Origin of the sequence: Streptomyces sp. NPDC096012 (assembly GCF_040426375.1) — a bacterium.
Lineage (GTDB): Bacteria > Actinomycetota > Actinomycetes > Streptomycetales > Streptomycetaceae > Streptomyces.
In genome coordinates this window covers 114,613-138,000 of record NZ_JBEOTD010000006.1, presented here as the reverse complement: position 1 = coordinate 138,000, position 23,388 = coordinate 114,613, and the positions used below count along the sequence as shown (strand labels likewise).

The window sequence follows — 23,388 nt, the reverse complement described above, 5'->3', positions numbered from 1 at the left end:
GGACTCAGCCGAGGACCGTCCAGGTGTCGCCGCCGGCGAGCAGAGCGGACAGGTCGCCCTTGCCCCGCTGCTCGATCGCCGCGTCGAGCTGATCGGCCATCGCCGAGTCGTACACCGGCCGCTCGACGGAGCGGAAGACACCGATGGGCGTGTGGTGCAGGGTGTCGGGGTCCGCCAGCCGGGACAGGGCGAACGCGGTGGTGGGGGACGCGGTGCGGGCGTCGTGGACGATGATGTCCGCCTCGTTCTGAGGGGTCACCGTCACCACCTTCAGGTCGCCGGTCTGCCGGTCGCGTACGACACCGCGTGTGCCGTCGGCGCCGAAGCGGATGGGCTGCCCGTGCTGCAGGCGGATCAGCGCCTCGTCGGCCTGCTGCTTGTCCTTCAGGGCGTCGAAGGCGCCGTCGTTGTAGATGTTGCAGTTCTGGTAGATCTCGATCAGGGCCGTGCCCGGGTGGTCGGCGGCGGCGCGCAGCACCTCGGTCAGGTGCTTGCGGTCGGAGTCGATCGTGCGTGCCACGAAGGACGCCTCCGCGCCGATCGCCAGCGAGACCGGGTTGAACGGTGCGTCCAGGGAGCCCATCGGCGTGGACTTGGTGATCTTGCCGACCTCGGAGGTCGGGCTGTACTGGCCCTTGGTCAGACCGTAGATCCGGTTGTTGAACAGCAGGATCTTCAGGTTGACGTTGCGGCGCAGGGCGTGGATCAGGTGGTTGCCGCCGATGGAGAGGGCGTCGCCGTCGCCGGTGACGACCCACACGCTCAGGTCCCGGCGGGAGGCGGCCAGCCCGGTGGCGATGGCGGGGGCGCGGCCGTGGATGGAGTGCATCCCGTACGTGTTCATGTAGTACGGGAAACGGGAGGAGCAGCCGATCCCGGAGACGAAGACGATGTTCTCCCTGGCCAGCCCCAGCTCGGGCATGAAGCCCTGCACGGCGGCGAGGATGGCGTAGTCACCGCAGCCCGGGCACCAGCGCACCTCCTGGTCGGACTTGAAGTCCTTCATCGACTGCTTGGCCTCGGCCTTGGGGACCAGTTGCAGCAGCCCGTGGGTGGCGTCAGTCATCGATGGCCTCCTTCAGCACCGTGGCGAGCTGCTCCGCCTTGAACGGCATGCCGTTGACCTGGTTGTAGGAGCGGGCGTCGACCAGGTACCTCGCCCGGATCAGGGTGGCCAGCTGCCCCAGGTTCATCTCCGGGATCACGACCTTGTCGTATCTCTTCAGTACGCCTGCGAGGTTGCGCGGGAAGGGGTTGAGGTGGCGCAGGTGCGCCTGCGCGATGAAGTCGCCGGCCGTGCGCAGCCGCCGTACCGCCGCGGTGATCGGGCCGTACGTCGAGCCCCAGCCGAGCACCAGCGTCTTCGCGCCCTGCGGGTCGTCGACCTCGATGTCCGGGACCTCGATGCCGTCGATCTTGGCCTGGCGGGTGCGGACCATGAAGTCGTGGTTGGCGGGGTCGTAGGAGATGTTGCCCGTGCCGTCCTGCTTCTCGATGCCGCCGATGCGGTGCTCCAGGCCCGGCGTGCCCGGGACCGCCCACGGCCGGGCCAGCGTCCGCGGGTCCCGCTTGTACGGCCAGAAGACCTCGGTGCCGTCCTCCAGGGTGTGGTTCGGACCGGAGGCGAACCGCACACGCAGGTCCGGCAGCTCCTCCAGGTCCGGGATCCGCCACGGCTCGGAGCCGTTGGCCAGATAGCCGTCGGAGAGCAGGAAGACCGGAGTCCGGTACGTCAGCGCGATCCGGGCCGCCTCCAGCGCCGCGTCGAAGCAGTCCGCCGGGGTCTTCGGCGCCACGACCGGCACCGGCGCCTCGCCGTTGCGGCCGTACATCGCCTGCAGCAGGTCCGCCTGCTCGGTCTTGGTCGGCAGACCGGTGGACGGGCCGCCGCGCTGGATGTCGATCACCAGCAGCGGCAGCTCCAGCGACACCGCGAGCCCGATCGTCTCGCTCTTGAGGGCCACACCCGGCCCGGACGTCGTCGTGACCGCCAGCGAGCCGCCGAACGCAGCGCCCAGCGCCGCGCCGATGCCCGCGATCTCGTCCTCCGCCTGGAAGGTCCGCACACCGAAGTTCTTGTGCCGGCTCAGCTCGTGCAGGATGTCCGAGGCCGGCGTGATCGGGTACGAGCCCAGGAACAGCGGCAGATCCGCCTGCCGCGAGGACGCGATCAGGCCGTACGCCAGGGCCAGGTTGCCGGAGATGTTGCGGTAGGTGCCGACCGGGAAGGCCTTGGCGGCCGGGGCGACCTCGTAGGAGACCGCGAAGTCCTCCGTGGTCTCACCGAAGTTCCAGCCGGCCCGGAACGCGGTGATGTTGGCCTCCGCGATCTGCGGCTTCTTCGCGAACTTCGACTTCAGGAACTTCTCGGTGCCCTCGGTGGGCCGGTGGTACATCCAGCTCAGCAGGCCCAGCGCGAACATGTTCTTGCTGCGCTCGGCCTCCTTGCGGGACAGGTCGAACTCCTTCAGCGCCTCCACGGTCAGGGTGGTCAGCGGCACCGGGTGCAGGCTGTAGCCGTCGAGCGAGCCGTCCTCCAGCGGCGAGCTGTCGTAGCCCACCTTCTGCAGGGCGCGCCTGGTGAACTCGTCGGTGTTGACGATGATCTCCGCGCCGCGCGGCAGGTCGCCGATGTTCGCCTTCAGCGCGGCCGGGTTCATCGCGACCAGCACGTTCGGCGCGTCGCCCGGGGTGAGGATGTCGTGGTCGGCGAAGTGGAGCTGGAACGAGGAGACACCGGGCAGGGTGCCTGCGGGGGCGCGGATCTCGGCGGGGAAGTTCGGCAGGGTGGAGAGGTCGTTGCCGAAGGACGCGGTCTCCGAGGTGAACCGGTCCCCGGTGAGCTGCATACCGTCACCCGAGTCGCCGGCGAACCGGATGATCACCCGGTCCAGGCGCCGCACGTCCTTCACTCCGCCCGGTGTGCGCTGCTCTCCTACGACGGCTTCGTCGGCCTGCTCCGCTGGGCTGCTGACCTGGCTGGTCACTGAACTGGACCTCCTTCGAGGCGGCTGTCCGGGGCGTGGTCTGTCCCACGGACCATCCCAGGATCAACCCTACGTCGGTAAGGGTCGCCCTCCCGAGGTCATCCGCGGATCGGATGACATTTCGAGACGGCCTGTCGCGCTGGCCCCCATGATGTCCCGCATCTCTCGAGCGCTCCTCAAAGCGCTCCGCGCGCGTCCCCCGGTTCCTCCGTCCGCCGCCCCCCGCTCCCACGTCCGGCCCCTGACCTCGGCTTCCGGCCACGGACTCCGGCTTCCGGCTGCGGCCACCGGCTTCCGGCCGGCGGCTATCGGCTACGGCCACGGGCTCCGACTGCCGGCTGCGGCCACTGGCTTCCGGCCGGCGGCCATCGGCTACGGCCACGGGCTCCGACTGCCGGCTGCGGCCACTGGCTTCCGGCCGGCGGCCATCGGCTACGGCTTCCGGGTATGGCTGCTGGCTTCCGGCCGGCGGCCATCGGCTACGGCTTCCGGGTATGGCTACTGGCTTCCGGCCGGCGGCCATCGGCTACGGCTTCCGGGTATGGCTACTGGTTTCCGGCCGGCGGCCATCGGCTACGGCTTCCGGGCATGGCCACCGGCTTCCGGCCCACGGCCACCGGCTACGACTTCCGGCTGACGGTCACCGCTTCGGCTTCCGGCCACGGCCGCCGGCTACGGCAACCGGCTGCGGCTTCCGGCCGACGGCAGGCAGGCGGGCGTCACGAGTTCAGATACGTCAGGACGGCCAGGACCCGCCGGTGGTCACCGCCGCTCGGGGCCAGACCGAGCTTCAGAAAGATGTTGCTGACGTGCTTCTCCACGGCCCCGTCGCTGACCACCAGCTGCCGGGCGATCGCCGAGTTCGTCCGCCCCTCGGCCATCAGCCCGAGCACCTCGCGCTCGCGCGGGGTGAGCCCCGCCAGCACGTCCTGCTGGCGACTGCGTCCGAGCAGCTGCGCGACCACCTCCGGGTCCAGCGCCGTACCCCCCTCGGCCACCCGCACCACCGCGTCGACGAACTCCCGCACCTCCGCGACCCGGTCCTTGAGCAGATACCCGACCCCCCGGCTGGACCCGGCCAGCAGTTCGGTGGCGTAACGCTCCTCCACGTACTGCGACAGCACCAGCACCCCGAGCCCCGGGTGCGCCTTGCGCAGCGCCACGGCCGCCCGCACCCCCTCGTCCGTGTGCGTCGGCGGCATCCGTACGTCCGCCACCACCACGTCCGGCAGCGCGTCCTGCGCGTGCAGCTCGGCGATGGTCTTCACCAGCGCCTCCGCGTCCCCGACACCGGCCACCACGTCGTGCCCACGGTCGGTCAGCAGCCGGGTCAGGCCCTCCCTGAGCAGCACTGAATCCTCGGCGATGACCACCCGCACCCTGTCCTCCACGATCCTCCGGCCCCCACACCCCGTCACCGCGACGGCGTCCGACGATGCCCGTCCCCGACGCGCGTCCATACGGAAGCCCAGCATTCCAGCATTCGGCCCGCGCCGCCGCCGCACCGGGCGACGCCTGGCACGGCGTGACGTCGTGCCGGGTCGGACGGAGTGTCATACCGGGCGTGACGGTGGGGCATGCCGCGTGTGGCAGGGCGTGGCGGTGGGCCCTACCGGGCATGGCCGGGCGTGGAGGTGGGTCATGCCGGGCGTGGCCTGGCGTGACGGCGGGCCCTAGCGCGCGTGGCCGGGCGCGGCGGGTGTCATGCCGCGCCCGGCAGGGGGTTTCCGGATCCTGGCCGGGCCGGCGGGGTCCGGGCGGACGTCTGTCCCCACGCGGGCCCGCTACGCCTCACAGACGCGTGCGCCAGGGCAGTTCCGCGATCACGCGGGTCGGACCGCCGGCCGGCGAGTCCACCATGAGGATGCCGTCCACCGCGTCCAGGCGTCCGGCGAGGCCGGCCAGGCCCGAACCGCCGGAGACGTCCGCGCCGCCCACGCCGTCATCGCTCACCTGCAGCATCAGCCGGTCCTCCGAGCGCCACACGTCGACGGAGGCGGAACGGGCCCGGCTGTGCTTGCTGACGTTCTGCAGCAGCTCCGAGACGGTGAAGTAGGCGATGCCCTCGATGGCCGGGGCGGGCCGCGCGGGCAGGTCGACCTCGACCCGCACCGGCACCGTGCAGCGGGAGGCGACCGACGACAGGGCCGCGTCCAGGCCCCGGTCGGTGAGCACGGCCGGATGGATGCCCCGGGCCAGCTCGCGCAGCTCCTGCAGCGCCGTCTTCACCTCGCCGTGCGCCTCCTCCACCATCCGCGCGGCGGCCTGCGGATCCTCCTGGAGCTTCTCCTTCGCCAGGCCCAGGTCCATGGCCAGGCCGACCAGCCGGGCCTGCGCCCCGTCGTGCAGGTCCCGCTCGATGCGCCGCAGGTCCGCCGCGGCCGTGTCGATCACCACCCCCCGGTCCGACTCCAGTTCCTCCACCCGCGCCGACAGCGGCGAAGGCCCCAGCAGCCCTCGTACGAGCAGCCCGTCCACGGTCGTCAGGGCCCGTACGAGCCACGGCGTGGCCAGGGTGAAGAGCAGTCCGACGAGCGCCGTCACGGTGATCTCGAACGGGTTGTCGAGGTAGACGCTGTGGTGCGTGTCGCCGTATAGCTGAATACCGCCGGTCCCGGCGTACACCGGGAACACCCAGAACCACAGCGGATACGTCAGCAGCGCCCAGCCGACCGTCCAGAAGGCCACGGCCACGGAGAACGAGAACACCGCCCACGGGAACTGCACCAGCGCGTACAGCAGATGCCGCCAGGACGCGCCGCTCTTGAGGACCGCGCCCATCCAGGCCGGCGCTCCCGGCTTGGGGACCCGCAGCGGCTCCGGGGCGGCCACCTCCAGGTGGAGCAGCCCGCGCGCCCGCGCCCGCTCCAGCGCGCCGAAGCCGCGGCAGCCGGCGAGCGCCGCCGCCAGCACCGGGACGCCGAGGAACGTCACGAGCAGGCCCGCCCCCAGCGAGACCATCGACACCGTCCAGGTGAAGAACACGACGGAGATCGGCAGGCTCAGCAGGACATGGCCGAACTCACGCCACGCGCGCGCCTCGAACGGCGCCCGCAGCGCGGCGGGCAGCCGGTGACCGGTTCCGGCGGGCCGCCCGTGCCCGTGCCCGTGCCCGTACCCGTGTGCGTAGTCCGTGGCCATCGAATGCCGTCCCGTCCTTCTGGTCCTCGTGTGTTCCCGACGTGGCGTCTCGTCGAGGTCGCGCTCTTCGCGGCGCCGTGGTCTTCGCCGCGCCGCGCTCCTCGCGGCGCCCTGTTCCTCGCTGCGCCGTGGTCTTTGCGGCATGGCGTTGTCTCGATGCCGTGACTTCCCGGCGTCACGTCGTGACGTCCGAGCGGCGGCTCAGCCGTATCCCAAGAGTCATGCGTCGCGCGTCGCGGAGCCATGAAGGCCGTCGGCGTCTTGGACCGGGGGTTTTCCCCACCCCCGGGACGCCGCGGGCACCGGGCGACCCACGCCTTGGTACGACCCGGGCGCGGTGCGACTTGGTACGACCGGGTGCGCCACGTCTCCGTGCGACCGGGCGCGGTGCGACTTGGTACGACGGGCACGCCACGCCTCCGTGCGATCGGGCGCGCCACGCCTCCGTACGACCGGACGAGCTGCGACTTGGTACGAGCGGGCGGCGACACACCTCCGTGCGACCGGACGCGCTGCGACGTGGTGCGACCGGGCGCGCTACGCCTTCCGGTCCCGCCACGGCAGTTCCGCGGTGACCACCGTCGGGCCGCCGGCCGGTGAGTCGAGCACGAACAGGCCGTCCACGGCGCCCAGCCGGTCCGCCAGGCCGCGCATACCGGTGCCGCCGTCGAGCCGGGCCCCGCCCTGCCCGTCGTCCCGGACCTGGATGAGCAGCCGGGTGTCCGAGCGCCACACGTCGATGGCGGCCGACCGGGCCCGGCTGTGCTTGCTGATGTTCTGCAGCAGCTCGGAGACGGTGAAGTAGGCGATGCCCTCGATGGCCTCCGCCGGCCGGTCCGGCAGGTCCACGCTCACCTTCACCGGCACCGTGCAGCGCGCGGCGACCGACGACAGGGCCGCGTCCAGGCCCCGGTCGGTGAGCACGGCCGGATGGATGCCCCGGGCCAGGTCACGCAGTTCCTGCAGGGCCAGTTTCACCTCACCGTGCGCCTCGTCGACCATCGCCGCCGCGGCGTCCGGGTCCTCCAGCAGCTTCTCCTTGGCCAGGCCGAGCCCCATCGCCAGATTGACCAGCCGGGCCTGCGCCCCGTCGTGCAGGTCGCGCTCGATCCGGCGCAGATCCGCCGCGGCCGTGTCGACCACGACCCCGCGGTCGGACTCCAGTTCGGCGATCCGGCGTTCCAGCTCGTCCGAGGGGGACAGCAGGCCCCGCACCAAGGCCCGGTCGACGTTCGCGAGCCCCCGCGCGAGGTACGGCAGCACCGGCCAGAGCACGAACAGCGAGACCAGCACCGTGCAGAAGGTGAGGATGCCCCAGGGCAGCCGGATGGCGTCGTACAACAGCGTCCGCCAGCCCACCGGGTCCTTCAGCGCCATCCACAGCCGCTGGGCCGGCCCACCGCCCTTGGCGAGGGGCAGCGGCGTCGGCTCCTCCACCCGCACGCCGAGCAGTTTCCGCGCCCGGAACCGTTCCAGCTTGCCCAGTTGGCGGGCGCCCAGCAGGCTGAGCGCGAGCAGCGGCAGACCGATCACGGTGAGGGTGAGGGCGCCCCCGGTGGCCAGCGCCGTGACGGCGTAGACGAAGCCGAACACCGCCACGGGCAGGTTCAGCAGGAGATGCGCGATCTCCTTCCAGGTGTACGCGTCGTAGGCCGGACGAGGCCGGGGCAGACGGTCTGCACCGGTCCAACCGGAACCGGTCCGGCCGGCACCGGTCCGGTCGGAGCGGGTCCGGTGGGAGCCGTGGGTGCCGTCGGTCCGGTCGGTGCCGTCGGTCCGGTCGGCGGCGGAGCTGGGAGCGGTCATACCGGCCAGCCTGCCGTGCGCGGCACCCTCCGCGCCATGCGGTAGGCCGCCCTGCGCCGACGGGGGAAATCCCCACCCCGGCCCGGCCTCCGCTCCGCCCACGGCGTCCGTCCCGGCCCCACCCCGCGTCTCAGGGTGTGACGGGCTGCTTACCACTTCTTTATCAGGGCCTAGACTCCCGTGCGTAGATCCTCGAAGCACGTTGCATCACATGGTTCACCGAAGTCACGAGGTCAGAGAGCGAGGGACGGACGTGCGGGAGACGTTGGGAGGCTCGCAGGCCGCCGCGGCGGACGTCATCGCGGCCGGTTATTTCCGGTCCTATTCGGTGGTCGGACTGCTCGCCCTCGTCGGCGTGCTGTTCGTCGCGGTCGCCTTCGGCGCGGGCCGTCTGCTGCGTCCGGTCGTGCCGACCCCGGAGAAACTCCTCACCTACGAGTGCGGCGTCGACCCCGTCGGCGAGGGCTGGGCGCACACCCAGGTCCGCTACTACGTCTACGCCTACCTCTACGTGATCTTCGCGGTGGACTCCATCTTCCTGTTCCCCTGGGCGACGGTCTTCGCCGCTCCCGGCTACGGCGCGACGACCCTCGTGGAGATGTTCGTCTTCCTCGGCTTCCTCGCCGTGGGCCTGCTGTACGCATACAAGAAGGGCGTCCTGGCATGGACGTGAACCCCTCGGTCCCCGAGCCTGTTCTGCTGCCCGAGCCCAAGCGGCTGGGCGCCCTGGCTCGGCTGGCCCCCGAGCCGATGAAAGTGGTCCTGAACTGGGGCCGCCGCTACTCGCTCTGGGTCTTCAACTTCGGCCTCGCCTGCTGCGCGATCGAGTTCATCGCCGCGTCGATGGCCCGCCACGACTTCATCCGGCTCGGCGTCATCCCCTTCGCGCCCGGGCCGCGCCAGGCCGACCTGATGGTGGTCTCCGGCACCGTCACGGACAAGATGGCCCCGGCCGTCAAGCGCCTGTACGAGCAGATGCCCGAGCCCAAGTACGTCATCTCCTTCGGCGCCTGCTCGAACTGCGGCGGCCCGTACTGGGACTCGTACTCCGTCACCAAGGGCGTCGACCAGATCATCCCGGTGGACGTGTACGTCCCCGGCTGCCCGCCGCGCCCCGAGGCGCTGCTCCAGGGCATCCTCAAACTCCAGGAGAAGATCGCCCGCGAGTCCCTGGGGGAGCGGTACGGCACCGGTTCCGCCCGGCCGTCCGCGGCTGCCCTGCAGAGCGGCCTGGTCGAGCCTCCGGCCCCGGCCACCCAGGGGGACGCCGGATCCGAGGGGGACGCCCGCGTCGAGAGGGGTGCCCGAGTCGAGGGGGATGCCCGAGCCGAAGGGGACCCGGGATCCGAGGGGGACAGGCGAGCCGAGAGTGACGGCCGAGCCGAGGGGGATGCCCGAGCTGAGCGGGACGGCCGAGCGGAGGGGGATGCCCGATGAGTACGGCCGGCTGGCTGCCCGCCCCCGCCGAGGAGCTCTTCGGCCCGGATGCCACGGCCGAGGAGTCGTACGACGTCCTGACCGTGGACGTACCGCCGTCCTCCTGGCTCACCGCCCTGGAGACGGCCCGTACGACCCTGTCCTGCACCTACTTCGACTGGCTGAGCGCGGTCGACGAACCGGGCACGGGCTTCCGCGTGTCCGCCCACCTCGTCGCGCTGCACCCGGTCCGCAAACTCCTCGTCCGCACGACCGTCCCGCACGAGGCACCGGCGCTCCCCTCCGCCGTCGGCGTCTACGCGGGCGCCGCCTGGCACGAGCGCGAGACCCACGAGATGTTCGGCGTGGTCTTCGCCGACCACCCGGGCCTCGAGCACCTGCTGCTCCCCGAGAACTTCGAGGGCCACCCGCTCCGCAAGGACTTCGTGCTCGCCGCCCGTGTCGCCAAGGCCTGGCCCGGCGCCAAGGAGCCGGGGGAGTCCGCGGCGGGCGCGGGGCACGCCGGCCCCAAGCGCCGCCAGATGCTGCCCCCGGGTGTTCCCGACCCGAACGAGTGGGGCCCGCTGAAGGGGCAGCTGCCCGCCGCCCCCACCCGCCCGGCCCGCGCGGCCGGACGCCCGGCGGCAGACCGGCCCGTACGCGCGACCGGCGAACGTCCGCCCCGACGCACCCGCACAGCGGCAGAGGGCTCCACGGGCCGGACCGCTGCGACCGCGTCCGCGGCAGCAGCCGCATCCGCCGCCGCGGAGGAAGCCACGGGGAAGCGACCCGAGGACTCTGCCACTGCGGGCACTGCGGGCACTGCGGGCACTGCGGGCACTGCGGGCACTGCGGGCACTGCGGGCACTGCGGGCACTGCGGGCACTGCGGGTGCCGTGGGAGCTGCGGATGCTGCGGGTGCCGTGGGAGCTGCGGATGCTGCGGGCGTCGCGGGTGCCGTGGATGCTGCGGGCGCGTCTTCGGAGGGGCCGGCCGCCGAGGCCTCGGTGGCACACGAGCCCGGCTCGGCCCAGCCGACCGCCCCCGCACCGGCACCGGCACCGGGACGACCGCGCCGCGCACGCACCGCCTCGCAGGGCTCGGCCTCGCAGCGAGCCCAGACACCGAGCGAAGCCGCGCCGACTGAGCATGCAGCCACTGAAGCCGCGGCGACCGCGTCCTCGCCGACCGAAGTCGCCCCCGCTGAAGCCGAGTCGGCGGAACCGGGCCCGACCGAACCGGGCCCGACCGAACCGGGCCCGGCGGAATCGGGCTCGACCGAACCGGCCCCGGCGGAATCGGGCGATGCCGCTCGGCCCGCCCGGCGCAGTGCGGCTCCGCGGAGTTCGGACGCCCCTTGGCATCACGCGCGCCCTGCCTTCGACGGACCGGAGTCGACGCCTCCGTCCCGTCCGGAGGAGTCCGCGCACACCGCCGGACCGGAACCGGAAGCCGCCGAGCGTCCCGGAGACCCCGGTACGCCCGTCGAGTCCCAGGCGCCCGGAGCAGCCGAGCAGCTCCGAGGGCCCGGCACGCCCGACGAGCCCCGAGCGCCGGAAGCCGCCGAGCGTCCCGGAGACCCCGGTACGTCCGCCGAGTCCCAGGCGCCCGGAGAAGCCGAGCAGCTCCGAGGGCCTGCCGCGCCCGACGAGCCCCGAGCCCGGGAAGCCGCCGAGCCTCCCCGAGGCCCCGGCATGCCCGCCGAGTCCCAGGCGCCCGGAACCGCCGGGCCTCCCCGAGACCCCGGCACAGCCGAACAGCCTCGGGTGCCTCATGAGCCCGAAGCACCCGAAGCGCCCGAAGAGCCCCAAGAACCCCCCGCCCCGAGGGAGTCCGCCGAGCAGGAAGAGCCCGGCGACGACCCCGGCCGCCGAGGCCGCCGCCCTGACCGCCCGGACCACCCCGACCACCCCACAGGAGGCCCGCAGTGAACGACGTGTCGGACGTCGCCCTGCGACTCCTGGTCGTCTTCGTCGTCTTCCTCACGTTCCCGCTGATCGTGGGCCAGACCGAGCACAAGGTGATGGCCCATATGCAGGGCCGCCTCGGCCCGATGTACGCGGGCGGCTTCCACGGCTGGGCCCAGCTCATCGCGGACGGCGTGAAGTTCGCCCAGAAGGAGGACGTGGTCCCGGCGGGCGCCGACCGCCGCGTCTTCCAGCTCGCCCCCGCGGTCGCCCTGCTGCCGTACCTGCTCGTCCTGCTCGCCATCCCGATCGGCCCCAGCGAGGGCGCCGTCGGCCAGCTCATCGACGCGGGCGTGTTCTTCGTGCTCGCGGTGATGGGCGTAGGCGTACTCGGTTCGCTGATGGCCGGCTGGGCCAGCGCGAACAAGTTCTCCCTGCTCGGCGGCCTGCGCACGGCCGCCCAGCTGCTCGCCTACGAACTCCCCATGCTGCTGGCCGCGGCCTCGGTCGCGATGGCGGCGGGCACCGTCTCCCTGCCCGGCATCCTGCACGCCTTCCACTGGTGGTGGGTGCCCTGGCAGATCGTCGGCGCGGTGGTCTTCTTCGTCGCCGGACTGGCCGAACTGCAGCGCCCGCCGTTCGACATGCCCGTCGCCGACTCGGAGATCATCTTCGGCGCGTACACCGAGTACACGGGGCTGCGCTTCGCCCTGTTCCTGCTCGCCGAGTACGCGGGCATCGTCGTCCTGTGCGGCCTGACCACCGTCCTCTTCCTGGGCGGCTGGCACGGCCCCTGGGGCGGCGACGGCCTCGGCTGGCTGTGGACCCTGCTGAAGGCCGCGATCCTCGCGTTCGTCGTCATCTGGCTCCGCGTCACCTACCCCCGGCTGCGCGAGGACCAGCTCCAGAAGCTCTCCTGGACCCTCCTCGTCCCGCTCTCCCTCGCCCAGATCGCCCTCACCGGCATCGTCAAGGTGGTGATCTCCTAACCATGGCCCCCATCCCCGGCTCCGGTCTCGCCAAGGGCCTTGCCGTCACCCTGCGCACGATGACGAAGAAGACGGTCACCGAGCAGTACCCGGACGTCCTGCCCGACCTCCCGCCCCGCACGCGCGGTGTGATCGGTCTGTTCGAGGAGAACTGCACCGTCTGCATGCTGTGCGCCCGCGAGTGCCCGGACTGGTGCATCTACATCGACTCGCACAAGGAGACGGTCCCCCCGGCGGCCCCGGGCGGACGCGAACGCAGCCGGAACGTCCTCGACCGTTTCGCCATCGACTTCTCCCTGTGCATGTACTGCGGCATCTGCATCGAGGTCTGCCCCTTCGACGCCCTGTTCTGGTCCCCGGAGTTCGAGTACGCCGAGACGGACATCCGCGACCTCACCCACGAGCGGGACAAGCTCCGCGAGTGGATGTGGACGGTCCCCGCCCCGCCCGCCCTGGACCCCGGCGCGGAGGAGGCCAAGGAGATCGCCGCCGCCCGCAAGACCGCCGAGAAACTGGCCGCCGCCCAGGCCGAGGCGCACAAGCCGCCGGCCGAGGCACCGAAGCCGCCGGCCGAGGCGCCGAAGCCGCAGGCTGGAGCACCGCAGCGACAGGCCGAAGCACAGGATCCCCGAGCCCAGGCACAGGATCCCCAGGCCCGAGCGCAGGAACGAGAGGAGGGAGAGTCATGAGCCTCGCCGCAACCGCCGGCCCACTCGCCTCCGGCACCCCGGGTGCCCTCCTCGCCGCGACCGAACGGCACGGCTTCCTGTCCCCGAACGGCGTCGAGATCGTCTTCCTCCTCGTCGGTCTCGTCACCCTCGGCGCCGCACTCGTCACGGTCACCACGCGCCAACTGGTGCACGCCGCCCTGTGGCTCGTGGTCGCCCTCGGCGGCCTCGCCGTGGAGTACCTGCTCCTCACAGCCGAGTTCATCGCCTGGATGCAGGTCCTGATCTACGTCGGTTCCGTCGTCGTCCTCCTCCTCTTCGGCCTGATGCTCACCAGGGCCCCCATCGGCCACTCCCCGGACGCCGACTCCGGCAACCGCTGGGCCGCCCTGACCGTCGCGGTCGCCGCCGCCGTCGCCCTGGTCTGGGTGGTCGCCGACGCCTTCCGCACCACCTGGATCGACCTGGACGGCCCGGCCGCGGGCACCACGCACGTCACCGGGGAAAGCCTCTTCCAGCACTGGGTCCTGCCCTTCGAGGCCCTCTCCGTCCTGCTCCTCGCGGCCCTGGTCGGCGCGATCGTCCTGTCCCGCAAGGAGAAGACGGAAGCGACCGCCCCCGGCACGCCCGCCCCGACGTCCGCACCGACCGCCGCCCCGGCGTCCACCCCCGCCCCCACCGCCGCCGGCCCGGCGGTCACCCCCACCGCCGCCGCCCCGGCGTCCGTCCCCACCGGCGGCGCGGCACCCGCTGCGGGGAACGGCCCGGCGGCCCGCTCCGGCGAAGAGGAAGGCGCCAGCTGATGCACCTCGCCTATCCCGCCGTACTCTCCGCCCTCCTGTTCTGCACCGGCCTGTACGGCGTCCTCGCCCGCCGCAACGCGATCCTGGTCCTGATGTCGGTCGAGCTGATGCTCAACGCCGTCAACCTCAACCTGGTCGCCTTCGACGTCTGGCTCAGCCGGGCCGCCGAGGAGACCCTGCACTCCGGCCAGGCGCTGACCCTGTTCACCATCGCCATCGCCGCGGCCGAGATCGGCATCGGCCTGGCGATCGTCCTCGCCGTCCACCGCAACCGCGGCACCTCCGACATCGACAAGCTCCGCGACACCGCCGAGGGCCCCGACGGCGAGGATTCCGGCACCTCCGCGGCCGAGAAGGCTGAGGCCACCGCGTGACCACGACCGACCTCGCCGTCCTCGTCCCCCTCCTGCCGTTCCTCGGCGCCGTGGCCGGCCTGCTGCTGGGCCGCACCGCCCCCGGCTTCGTCCGCCCGCTCGCCGTACTGCCGACCCTGGCCGCCCTCGCGGCCGCCGCGCTGGTCGCCGTACGGCAGGGCGGCGGCCCGGCCGTCGAGGCGCACACCGAGCTGACGCCCACCGGGTCCGTCCCCGTCGAGCTGGCCCTGGACATCGACGGCTTCGCCGCGCTCGTCGCCGTCCTGGTCGCCTTCGTCGCGACCTGCGTCCAGATCTACTCGACGGGCTACCTGCGCGACGACCCGCGCTACCCGTCCTACGCCGCTCTCGTCTCCCTGTTCACCTCCGCGATGCTCCTGGTCGTCTACTCGGGCGACCTGATCGTGCTGCTGGTCGGCTGGGAGGTCATGGGCATCTGCTCCTACTTCCTGGTCGGGCACTACTGGGAGACCCCCGAGGCCCGCGCCGCCTCCCTGAAGGCCTTCCTGGTCACCAAGCTCGGCGACGTGCCCTTCCTCATCGGCCTGTTCGCCCTCGCCACCGACGCCGGATCGTTCCGCATCACCCGCGTCCTCGGCACCGTCGCGAGCGGCGGCCTCGGCCACCCGACGGTGATCGCCCTGCTGCTGCTCGCCGGCGTCGCCGGTAAGTCGGCCCAGTTCCCGCTGCACACCTGGCTGCCGGACGCGATGGCGGGTCCGACGCCCGTCTCGGCGCTGATCCACGCGGCCACGATGGTCGCCGCCGGCGTCTACTTCGTCGCACGCCTCCTTCCCGTCTTCGAGGCATCCGCGGCCGCCATGGTGGTCCTCGCCGTGATGGCCGCCGTCACCATGACCGGCTCGGGTCTGGCCGCCCTCGCCCAGGACGACATCAAGCGCGTCCTCGCCTACTCGACGATCGGCCAGCTCGGCTACATGACCGGCGCCCTCGCCGTCGGCGACCGCGGTGCCGCCGTCTTCCACCTCCTGTCCCACGGTGCCTTCAAGGCGCTGCTCTTCCTCGCGGCCGGCGTGGTCATCCACGCCGCCGGCACGAACTCGCTGGCCGCGATGTCCCGCATGCACGGCCTGCGCGACCGCATCCCGGACGCCTACTGGACGATGACCGTGGCGCTGCTCGCGCTCGCCGCGATCCCGCCGTTCAGCGGCTTCTTCTCCAAGGAGTCCGTCCTCGGCGCCGCCGAACACGCCACCGACGGCCACGCCGCGCACGTGCCCGGCGCGGCCGGGTGGATCGTCCTCGTCGCCGGCCTGGCCGCCGCCCTCCTCACCGCCGCCTACGCCACCCGGCTGTGGCTGCTGGCCTTCCGCGGCCGGGGCACCGAGGCCCCCGACCACGGCCGCCAGCCGCTGACGATGACCGTGGTGCTGTGGGTGCTCGCGGTCCCGTCCCTGGCCTTCGGCGGGTTCGCCTACCGGTCACTGCCCGGCTGGTTCGACGGCCGCGACCTGACCCCGACGCTCCTCACCTCGGTCCTCGGCACGGGCCTCGCCCTGGTGGGTGGACTGCTCACCTACGGCGCCTGGCAGCGCACCTCCGCACTCGCCGCCCGTACCCCGATCGGCGCGGTCGTCGCCCACCCCGAGGGCGACGCCGGCCTGGTCGAGGCCGAGGCCATCGCCACCCACGAACCGGTCTACGGCGACATCGCCTACGCCCCCGACCCGGCGGACCCCGGGCGCCTGCTGCTCGGCCCGCTGCACCGGCCCGCGGCCGCCGGCTTCCACCTGGACGCGGTGTACACGGCGCTGTTCGTCCGCCCGGTCCAGGCCGGAGCGCGTCTCGTCCGGTTCCTCGACCGCGAGGTCGTCGACACCTACGTGAACGGCGCCGCCGCCCTGCCCCGGCTGCTCGGGGCCGCCGTACGGCGCGCGCAGACCGGCAATGTGCAGACCTATGTGAGCGCGCTGCTCGCCGGCACCGTCGTCCTGGCGGTCGCCGTCGTCCTCGTCGCGACCGGAGCGTGAGCAGGCGTGATCGATATCAACGAGTCCGTGATGCAGTTCCTTCTGGCGTTCACCGTCGTCGGCCCGCTCCTCGGCGCCGCCGCCGCTCTCCTGCCCGCCCCGCCCGGGCTGAAGGGGAAGTCGCCCGAACAGGCCGTGCTCCGGCACGGCGTCACCGTCACCGGCGTGATCCTCGTCGCCGCGATCGTCCTGGCTCTGGGCTTCGACCACGACCACCCGTCGAGGATGCAGGCCACGACCGACATCAGCTGGATCCCCGCGCTCGACGTGCGCATCCACCTCGGCATCGACGGCATCTCCCTCCCCCTTCTGGTCCTGACCGCGCTGCTGACCTTCCTGTGCGCGCTCTACTCGTACTTCAAGCCGCCCTCGGGCCCGTCCCCCAAGGCGTTCGTCGCCCTGCTGCTGCTGCTCGAGTCCGGCACCCTCGCGACCTTCGCCGTCCTCGACCTGCTGCTGTTCTTCCTCGCGTTCGAGATGGTGCTCGTCCCGATGTACTTCCTCATCGCCCGCTGGGGCGGCGAGGGCCGGACCCGGGCCGCCTGGAAATTCATCCTGTTCACGCTGCTCGGCTCCGTCGTCATGCTGCTCGGCCTGCTCCTGATCGGGCTCAAGGCGGGCACATTCGACATGGTGGCACTCGCCACTGACAACGGCCGGTCGCTGAGCACGTCCGTGCAGGTCATCGCCGTTCTGGCGATCGGGCTCGGGCTCGCGGTCAAGACGCCGATGTGGCCGCTGCACAGCTGGCTCCCCGACGCCCACACCGCGGCGCCGACCGTCGGCTCCGTCATGCTGGCCGGTGTCCTGCTGAAGATGGGCACGTACGGTTTCGTCCGCATCCTGCTGCCGGTGGCGCCGCACGGCTTCCGCACCTTCGCGCCGTACCTCGCCGCGCTCGCCGTCGTCGGGATCATCTACGGATCCCTGGCCTGCCTGGCCCTCGCCAAGCGGGGCGCGAAAGGCGACCTCAAGCGCCTGATCGCCTACTCCTCCGTCGGCCACATGGGCTTCGTCCTGCTGGGCATCGCCACCATGACCCCGACCGGCGTGAACGGCGCCCTGTTCGCCAACATCGCCCACGGCCTCATCACCGGCCTGCTGTTCTTCCTGGTCGGCGCGCTCAAGGACCGCACCGGCAGCACCGACCTCGACACGCTGGCCGAGAAGACCGGGGCCGCGCTGTACGGCAGGGCTCCCCGGCTCGGCGGGCTGCTCGCCTTCGGCGCGGTCGCCTCGCTCGGACTGCCAGGATTGGCCGGATTCTGGGGCGAGATGCTGTCGCTGTTCGGCGCCTTCGAGCCCGCCGCCGGCCTCAGCCGGCCCGCGTTCCTCACGTTCATGGCCGTCGGCGCCTTCGGCACCCTGCTGACGGCCGCGTACATGCTGACCGTGGTCCGCCGCGTCTGCATGGGCGGCGTGGAGCAGGAGACGCCGAAGCTCGCCGACGTCCAGGGGTACGAGTTCGCCGCCTGGACCCCGCTCGTCACCCTCACCGTCGTCACCGGACTGTGGCCGAAGGCCCTGCTCGGCCTGACCGACCCGGCCGTGCAGCAGCTCCTCGCAGGAGGCACCCGATGAGCGCCCAGCCGCTCGCCGCGTCGGCGGTCCAGTCCGTCGACTGGCTCGCGATCGCCCCGCCCACGATCACCGCCGTCGTGGCGCTCGTCGTCCTCGTCGCCGACCTGTTCGTGCCAGAGCCCCGCAAGGCGGTACTCGGCTGGGTCTCGGTCGCCGGCCTGGCCGCGGCGGGCCTGACGCTTCTGCCGCTCCTGGACGGCGACCGCAGCACCTTCTGCCTGACCGGCCACGCGCGCGCGTGCAGCTACACGGCCGATCGCTTCACCCTCGTCGTCCAGTTCCTGGTCCTCGGCGGCGCCCTGCTCGCGGCCCTGCTGTCGGTCACGAACCTCGACGACGACCGGCGGCGGGTCCCGGCCGGCGAGTTCTGGTTCCTGCTGCTGTCCTCCGCCGCCGGCGCCGCCCTGCTGCCCGCCTCCCGCGACCTGGCCACCCTGATCGTCGCCCTGGAGGTCGCCTCCCTGCCGGCCTTCGCCCTGGTCGGCATCCGGCACGGCGACAGACGGTCCTCCGAGGCCGCCCTGAAGTTCTTCCTGTCCTCGGTCACCGCCACCGCGGTCAGCCTGATGGGCGTCAGCTTCGTCTACGCCTGCACCGGCACCCTCTACCTCACCCAGGTCGCCCAGCGCCTGCCGCACACCGACGGGCAGCTGCACACGCTCGCCCAGACCGGCGTCGTCCTCACCCTCGTCGGCTTCGCCTTCAAGACGGCCGCCGTGCCCTTCCACTTCTGGGTGCCCGACACCTACGTGGGCGCGCCTCTGCCCGTCGCCGCCTACCTCTCCGTCGTCGGCAAGGCGGTCGGCTTCTCCGGCCTGATCCTCGTCACCGTCGTGGCGTTCCCGTCGTACGCCGAGATCTGGGGTCCCGCGCTCGCCGTCCTGGCCGCCCTGACCATGACCGTCGGCAACGTCGGCGCCCTGCGCCAGCAGGCCACGCGCGCGTACAGCGCCGTACGCCTGCTCGCCTGGTCCTCCGTCGGACAGGCCGGCTACCTCCTGGTGCCGATCGCCGCCGCCGGCTACGCGCAGGACCCGCAGAAGGCGGTCGGCTCCACCGTCGCGTACGCCCTGATGTACGCCGCCGTGAATCTCGGCGCGTTCGCCGTCGCCGCCCTGGTGGGCCGTACGAACTCCCTCAACCGGCTCGCCGACTACCGGGGCCTGTACGCCACCAACCCGCTCGGCGCGCTCCTCCTGGCCTTCTTCCTGCTCTGCCTGGCCGGCCTGCCGCCGGGCGTCATCGGCCTGTTCGCCAAGGTCACCGTGTTCTCGGCGGCCGTCGACGCGGGCCTCGGCTGGCTCGCCGTCGTCATGGCCCTCAACGTCGTCATCGCCCTCTTCTACTACCTCCAGTGGACGGCCCTGCTGTTCCGCGCCCCCGAGGGCGAGCCCGCCCGGCACCGCGTCCCGGCCCCCCTGACGGCCGCCATCGCCCTGACCGGAGTCCTCGGCGTCGCCCTTTCCGGAGCACCCCAGCTGGTCCTGCGCTTCGCGGCGACCGGACTGTTCTGAGGGCCGGCCGGACCCCTGCGAAGGAGTCGGCACGCGCGCGTGGGGCACCCGTGCCACCACGCGCGCGTGAGGCCGGACCCGCACGTCACCCGTACGGTCGAACCCTGCCGACCGCGCACACCGGGGAACTCGCGACCGCCGCCTGGCGTTGTCAGAAGCGGGAGGGTCCACTGGACCAAAGTGTTCCCCAGCTGCACGACTTGGAGGGCGCACCGTGCACCGCCGGCACAACGGGCTCAGGACCGCCGTACTCCTCGGGGGACTGTCCGCACTCATCATCGTCATCGGCAGCTTCTTCGGCCGTACCGGGCTGATCGTCGCGGTCCTGATCGCCCTCGGCACCAACGCGTACGCGTACTGGAACAGCGACAAGCTCGCCCTGCGTGCGATGCGCGCCCGCCCGGTCAGCGAATTCGAGGCCCCCGCGCTGTACCGAATGGTGCGCGACCTGTCCACGCAGGCCCGTCAGCCCATGCCACGGCTGTACATCTCCCCGACGGAGGCCCCCAACGCCTTCGCCACGGGCCGCAATCCGCGCAACGCCGCGGTGTGCTGCACCGAGGGCATCCTGCGCCTGCTGGACGAGCGCGAGCTGCGCGGCGTCATCGGCCACGAGCTGAGCCACGTCTACAACCGGGACATCCTCATCTCCTCGGTCGCCGCCGCCCTCGCCTCGGTGATCATGTTCCTGGTGAACTTCGCCTGGCTGATCCCGATCGGCCGTTCGGACGACGACGAGGGCCCCGGTCTGCTCGGCATGCTCCTGATCATGATCCTGGGCCCGCTCGCCGCCACCCTCATCCAGCTGGCCATCAGCCGCTCCCGGGAGTATGAGGCGGACGCCTCGGGAGCCCAGCTCACCGGCGACCCGCTCGCCCTCGCCAGCGCGCTGCGCAAGCTGGACATCGGCACCAAGCAGCTGCCGTTGCCGCCCGAGCCGCGGATCGAGGCCGCGAGCCACATGATGATCGCCAATCCCTTCCGCCCGGGCCAGGGACTGACCAAGATGTTCTCCACGCACCCGCCGATGGCGGAGCGCATCGCGCGGCTCGAGAAGATGGCAGGCCGCGCCCGGTGAAGCCGGACCTCGTCCGGCTCTCCTGAGCGGCGGCTCCTCGCGTCGAGCGCCGTGCCGCACTCCGCCCACGCCGGCCTGCCGCGCGTGAGCGCATCGCCCCCGCCCTGGAGTCTCTGGAAGCTCGTCCGGAGTTCTCGAAGCTCGTCCGGACCGTGACGGTCGTCCTATGTGGTCTGGAAGGGCGATGGGGCCGCATGACAGCCGAAAATGCACGCCCAGAGCTGGAACGGCAGTCCCCGGTACAGCACCTCACCCAGCATCCGGCCGCCCGCTCCCAGCGGGCGGGCGCAGATGGCGCAGTCCATGGCCATCTGCTGGCGAGGCAGGAGCCGGGCGACGTCGGGGAGGAGCAGATGCGCCGTCGAGACTAGGCTTTTCACTCGTGTGGTCTTCCTGAGAAAGTCTGGTCGACGGCGTACTGCCCTGCGGCTGCGCGTCGGTCGCTTCGTTGGCGGGCGCCTCGGGAGGCTGCAGACGATGTCGCGGCATCGTCCGTCGGGGCGGCCTGGTGAGGGTGATCTGACGCACCACCTGCTGGAAGCAGGCCAGTGAGGCGAAACTCGGCAGGGCGGCAGCCGCGGTGTCGACGAGGTCTTTCGGCGCCTGCGCCACGCACAGCGTCATGGCGACGGCTGAGAACAGCAGGAGCACGGACCAGGAGTGGAAGGCCCGACGCTGGTGCAGCGCGGCCCGGACAATGGACAGTGACGCCACGAGCCAGGGGCCGAACACCAGGAAAGGCCACCAGGAGACCACGCTGCTCTGTGTCCGGGTCTCTGCCACGAACCGCAGCGGGTCATAGGCGATCAGGCCGCCGAAAATGCTCACGGCAGAGGCGATGACGGTCACCAGTGCCGCGATGAAGTAGCTGGTGATGCGGGCCCTGCCCGGGCGCTGTCTTTCCCGGACTTTGCGGTGCCCTCTATGGGGTGCCTTGACCGGGGGCAGCTCTGCTGTGAGTTCCACCAGGGCTTCACGGGGAGACTTCGGTCCCGGACTCGCGAAGTGATCCTCATTGCGCGCGACCGGGATCTTCGGCTGTTGCTCGATGGCGTCCTGCAGCATGAAGGCGAGCTCTTCTGCAGGGTCCCAGCTCGATTCCGGAGGAATCAGAGGGGAGTAGATTCCCTCGGTCGGAAATCGGTGCGGCCCCCCGTCGTCGTAATAACCGTTCGAATGATCGACAGCAGGATCTGGATAATATTCCATCTGCCCATCCCACATAGCGGGTCTCATTCCGCCGGCGAAGCACAGGACCAGGTTCCCAGACTCACCCAACGCTTTGCGGCGTCTCTTTCCAGGAAGCTCATCGATTCCATGAAATCCTGGAGGATCTCTTCGGTCACCTCGAGCGGGACGGGGAGGCCACCCATCATCAGAACTCCCTTGGTGCTATCCGTACCGGACGGTGCGGGCAGGTAGGTGTAGGCACCTAGCCGCGCGGGCCGTACGCCAGTCGAGTGGGGCCGCTCTGCAACGGCTTGGGGTACCTGACCCCTCAACGCCTTCATCACGGTCGGACTAACTCCGTCATACCGTGATGGGTGTGTGGCAAACGGGTGAAGGATTAGCCGGACAACCACGTTGTTGAGGTATCGGTCGGACCTATATGTAGCCCGTATGAGAAATATGATCGAAGAATGTTCCGCAGCCGCAAGGGCGGAAATAAGAGTATCTCCGCAAATGTGATGCCACACCGTGTGATCGCATCGTCAGGTTTTCATCCCATCGGGTAACGATGAGTATTCACCCGATGTCGGACCGTCGCACGGGAACCTTATCATGTGGCGACGCCTGCCCAATTCTGGAATTCCGAAAGGCCTTTATTCGGCATGGTCGAGGTAACGGATTGCGCGCGTCACGGTGAATGAAGGTTCCGGTGCTCGGGCGAGTGGCACCGAGCCGTGTCCGGACCGTCTTCAGGGTCTCGAGGCGCTGGAGGCTCACGGCCCGGGCTCACTGTGCGATCGCGGGCGGGCCGGACGGTCAGCGTCCGCCGAAGGCCTGATCCGAAGGGACGACCTCTCGCCCCAGAGGCATGAGCGAGATCGGGATCAGCTTCAGGTTCGCCCAGCCGAAGGGGATCCCGATAATCGACAGGAACAGGGGGATGCTCGTGATCAGGTGGGCCAGCGCCAGCCACCATCCCGCGAAGATCACCCAGATCACGTTGCCGATGAAGGACCCCGACCCGGCGTCCGGCCGGTCCACGGTGGTCCGGCCGAACGGCCACAGGACGAAGCCGGCGATACGCAGCGACGCGATGCCGAACGGGATGGTGATGATCAGGACGAAGCAGATGAGGGCAGCGACGAGGTAGCCGAGCGCCATCCAGAAGCCGCAGAAGACGAGCCAGAGGATATTGAGCAGCAGGTTGAACACCTTCATGGTCGGCACCTCTCCAGGTCACTCCGTCGGCATGCCTGCTGACACCAGTATCAGCTGATCACACTTCCGGGCGGGTGCCGATCGCGCTTCCGGACGGAAACGCAGTGCCTGCGCGCGCAACGGGTCACCGCCGCAGCCGTCGCCTCCGGCCGACCGGCCGACCGGCCGACCGGCCGACCGACCGACTCGCCGTGAGCGGCCGTGACCGCCGTGAACGCGGCAGGCACGTGCAGCGCGAGCTCACCGATCACCGCAACCGAGCGACGGGCCCAAGGCGTCCTCCCCACAGACACGGCACGAACACACGCGCGACGGTCGGCCGGCCCCTCACCGAGATATCGGGGGCCGGAGAGTGCCAGACACGGCGCGGGAGGGCAGGTTCACGGCATGGGCATCATCAGTTGGATCATCCTGGGACTGCTGGCCGGAGCCATCGCCAAGGTCCTGCTGCCGGGTCGTGACCCCGGCGGCTTCATCGGCACGACCCTCATCGGCGTGGCGGGAGCCTTCATCGGCGGCTGGATCTCGGCCCGCTGGCTGGACCACCCGATAAGCAAGCACTTCTACGACGGCGCCACCTGGGCCGCGGCCATCGGAGGCTCCCTGGTGCTGCTGATCGCCTACCGCATCCTGTTCGGCAACTCACGCGACTGAGCACGGGCCGCGGCACGACAAGCAGGCGCGGCGGGCGGCGGCGCGGCGGGCGGCGGCGCGGTGAGCGGCGCTCTGACAGGCAGCAGTACGG

The 23,388-nt window shown here is 71.5% G+C and carries 19 protein-coding genes; 12 read left to right on the top strand and 7 right to left on the bottom strand.

Annotated features, from left to right (window positions below; genetic code table 11):
• Positions 1 to 4: 4 nt before the first annotated feature.
• From ABVB68_RS09165 to ABVB68_RS09145, 5 genes are all read right to left on the bottom strand, one after another.
• On the bottom strand, positions 5 to 1,066 hold the full coding sequence (locus ABVB68_RS09165) for a 2-oxoacid:ferredoxin oxidoreductase subunit beta (protein WP_353600380.1): 1,062 nt from the start codon (positions 1,064 to 1,066) through the stop codon (positions 5 to 7).
• Positions 1,059 to 2,987, bottom strand: coding sequence for a 2-oxoacid:acceptor oxidoreductase subunit alpha (locus ABVB68_RS09160; RefSeq protein WP_353600379.1), 1,929 nt, complete (start codon positions 2,985 to 2,987; stop codon positions 1,059 to 1,061). The genes ABVB68_RS09165 and ABVB68_RS09160 overlap by 8 nt, the downstream gene beginning before the upstream one ends.
• 719 nt (positions 2,988 to 3,706) lie before the next feature.
• The gene (locus tag ABVB68_RS09155; RefSeq protein ID WP_353600485.1) at positions 3,707 to 4,366 is read right to left on the bottom strand and encodes a LuxR C-terminal-related transcriptional regulator; all 660 of its coding nucleotides are present in this window, start codon (positions 4,364 to 4,366) and stop codon (positions 3,707 to 3,709) included.
• A gap of 412 nt (positions 4,367 to 4,778) precedes the next feature.
• A complete protein-coding gene (locus ABVB68_RS09150; RefSeq protein WP_353600378.1) occupies positions 4,779 to 6,128 on the bottom strand; it encodes a sensor histidine kinase in 1,350 nt (449 codons plus the stop codon).
• Positions 6,129 to 6,665: 537 nt separating this feature from the next.
• Positions 6,666 to 7,934 carry a sensor histidine kinase gene (locus ABVB68_RS09145; protein WP_353600377.1) on the bottom strand — a complete coding sequence of 423 codons (1,269 nt, stop codon included), beginning with the start codon at positions 7,932 to 7,934 and terminating at the stop codon, positions 6,666 to 6,668.
• A gap of 211 nt (positions 7,935 to 8,145) precedes the next feature.
• Here ABVB68_RS09145 and ABVB68_RS09140 point away from each other — a divergent pair, with 211 nt between their 5' ends.
• The 11 genes from ABVB68_RS09140 to htpX all read left to right on the top strand — a co-directional run bounded on the left by ABVB68_RS09140 (position 8,146) and on the right by htpX (position 20,255).
• Entirely contained in the window at positions 8,146 to 8,607 is a 462-nt protein-coding gene (locus ABVB68_RS09140; RefSeq protein ID WP_503006048.1) for an NADH-quinone oxidoreductase subunit A, read from the top strand.
• Entirely contained in the window at positions 8,598 to 9,371 is a 774-nt protein-coding gene (locus tag ABVB68_RS09135) for an NADH-quinone oxidoreductase subunit B (RefSeq protein ID WP_353600376.1), read from the top strand. Before ABVB68_RS09140 ends, ABVB68_RS09135 begins: the two co-directional genes overlap by 10 nt.
• Entirely contained in the window at positions 9,368 to 11,281 is a 1,914-nt protein-coding gene (locus ABVB68_RS09130) for an NADH-quinone oxidoreductase subunit C (protein WP_353600375.1), read from the top strand. The genes ABVB68_RS09135 and ABVB68_RS09130 overlap by 4 nt, the downstream gene beginning before the upstream one ends.
• Entirely contained in the window at positions 11,278 to 12,246 is a 969-nt protein-coding gene (locus ABVB68_RS09125) for a complex I subunit 1/NuoH family protein (protein WP_353600374.1), read from the top strand. Before ABVB68_RS09130 ends, ABVB68_RS09125 begins: the two co-directional genes overlap by 4 nt.
• A gap of 2 nt (positions 12,247 to 12,248) precedes the next feature.
• Complete coding sequence (locus ABVB68_RS09120; protein WP_353600373.1) at positions 12,249 to 12,935, top strand: NuoI/complex I 23 kDa subunit family protein; 687 nt, start codon at positions 12,249 to 12,251, stop codon at positions 12,933 to 12,935.
• Positions 12,932 to 13,717: an NADH-quinone oxidoreductase subunit J family protein gene (locus tag ABVB68_RS09115; protein WP_353600372.1), complete on the top strand. Its 786-nt coding sequence runs from the start codon at positions 12,932 to 12,934 to the stop codon at positions 13,715 to 13,717. The genes ABVB68_RS09120 and ABVB68_RS09115 overlap by 4 nt, the downstream gene beginning before the upstream one ends.
• Positions 13,717 to 14,091: an NADH-quinone oxidoreductase subunit NuoK gene (nuoK, locus tag ABVB68_RS09110; protein ID WP_353600371.1), complete on the top strand. Its 375-nt coding sequence runs from the start codon at positions 13,717 to 13,719 to the stop codon at positions 14,089 to 14,091. The genes ABVB68_RS09115 and nuoK overlap by 1 nt, the downstream gene beginning before the upstream one ends.
• Positions 14,088 to 16,082 (top strand): NADH-quinone oxidoreductase subunit 5 family protein, encoded by a 1,995-nt coding sequence (locus ABVB68_RS09105; protein ID WP_353600370.1) that lies wholly within the window; start codon positions 14,088 to 14,090, stop codon positions 16,080 to 16,082. Before nuoK ends, ABVB68_RS09105 begins: the two co-directional genes overlap by 4 nt.
• A 6-nt stretch (positions 16,083 to 16,088) precedes the next feature.
• Entirely contained in the window at positions 16,089 to 17,663 is a 1,575-nt protein-coding gene (locus ABVB68_RS09100; RefSeq protein ID WP_353600369.1) for an NADH-quinone oxidoreductase subunit M, read from the top strand.
• Complete coding sequence (locus tag ABVB68_RS09095; protein ID WP_353600368.1) at positions 17,660 to 19,177, top strand: NADH-quinone oxidoreductase subunit N; 1,518 nt, start codon at positions 17,660 to 17,662, stop codon at positions 19,175 to 19,177. Before ABVB68_RS09100 ends, ABVB68_RS09095 begins: the two co-directional genes overlap by 4 nt.
• 214 nt (positions 19,178 to 19,391) lie before the next feature.
• Entirely contained in the window at positions 19,392 to 20,255 is an 864-nt protein-coding gene (gene htpX / locus ABVB68_RS09090) for a zinc metalloprotease HtpX (RefSeq protein ID WP_353600367.1), read from the top strand.
• A gap of 249 nt (positions 20,256 to 20,504) precedes the next feature.
• Here htpX and ABVB68_RS09085 read toward each other — a convergent pair whose 3' ends face one another.
• Entirely contained in the window at positions 20,505 to 21,479 is a 975-nt protein-coding gene (locus ABVB68_RS09085; RefSeq protein WP_353600366.1) for a DUF2637 domain-containing protein, read from the bottom strand.
• 762 nt (positions 21,480 to 22,241) lie between these two features.
• The gene (locus ABVB68_RS09080) at positions 22,242 to 22,643 is read right to left on the bottom strand and encodes a YccF domain-containing protein (RefSeq protein ID WP_353600365.1); all 402 of its coding nucleotides are present in this window, start codon (positions 22,641 to 22,643) and stop codon (positions 22,242 to 22,244) included.
• A gap of 387 nt (positions 22,644 to 23,030) precedes the next feature.
• Here ABVB68_RS09080 and ABVB68_RS09075 point away from each other — a divergent pair, with 387 nt between their 5' ends.
• Positions 23,031 to 23,297 carry a GlsB/YeaQ/YmgE family stress response membrane protein gene (locus ABVB68_RS09075; RefSeq protein ID WP_353600364.1) on the top strand — a complete coding sequence of 89 codons (267 nt, stop codon included), beginning with the start codon at positions 23,031 to 23,033 and terminating at the stop codon, positions 23,295 to 23,297.
• Positions 23,298 to 23,388: the final 91 nt, after the last annotated feature.

Excerpts from the sequence above, each read along its gene's own strand:
- ABVB68_RS09165 (WP_353600380.1), bottom strand. The coding sequence starts at position 1,066 with ATGACTGACGCCACCCACGGGCTGCTGCAACTGGTCCCCAAGGCCGAG.
- ABVB68_RS09150 (WP_353600378.1), bottom strand. The coding sequence starts at position 6,128 with ATGGCCACGGACTACGCACACGGGTACGGGCACGGGCACGGGCACGGG.
- ABVB68_RS09145 (WP_353600377.1), bottom strand. The coding sequence starts at position 7,934 with ATGACCGCTCCCAGCTCCGCCGCCGACCGGACCGACGGCACCGACCGG.
- ABVB68_RS09140 (WP_503006048.1), top strand. The coding sequence starts at position 8,146 with ATGGTTCACCGAAGTCACGAGGTCAGAGAGCGAGGGACGGACGTGCGG.
- ABVB68_RS09135 (WP_353600376.1), top strand. The coding sequence starts at position 8,598 with ATGGACGTGAACCCCTCGGTCCCCGAGCCTGTTCTGCTGCCCGAGCCC.
- ABVB68_RS09130 (WP_353600375.1), top strand. The coding sequence starts at position 9,368 with ATGAGTACGGCCGGCTGGCTGCCCGCCCCCGCCGAGGAGCTCTTCGGC.
- ABVB68_RS09120 (WP_353600373.1), top strand. The coding sequence starts at position 12,249 with ATGGCCCCCATCCCCGGCTCCGGTCTCGCCAAGGGCCTTGCCGTCACC.
- ABVB68_RS09115 (WP_353600372.1), top strand. The coding sequence starts at position 12,932 with ATGAGCCTCGCCGCAACCGCCGGCCCACTCGCCTCCGGCACCCCGGGT.
- nuoK (WP_353600371.1), top strand. The coding sequence starts at position 13,717 with ATGCACCTCGCCTATCCCGCCGTACTCTCCGCCCTCCTGTTCTGCACC.
- ABVB68_RS09095 (WP_353600368.1), top strand. The coding sequence starts at position 17,660 with ATGAGCGCCCAGCCGCTCGCCGCGTCGGCGGTCCAGTCCGTCGACTGG.
- ABVB68_RS09085 (WP_353600366.1), bottom strand. The coding sequence starts at position 21,479 with ATGTGGGATGGGCAGATGGAATATTATCCAGATCCTGCTGTCGATCAT.
- ABVB68_RS09080 (WP_353600365.1), bottom strand. The coding sequence starts at position 22,643 with ATGAAGGTGTTCAACCTGCTGCTCAATATCCTCTGGCTCGTCTTCTGC.
- ABVB68_RS09075 (WP_353600364.1), top strand. The coding sequence starts at position 23,031 with ATGGGCATCATCAGTTGGATCATCCTGGGACTGCTGGCCGGAGCCATC.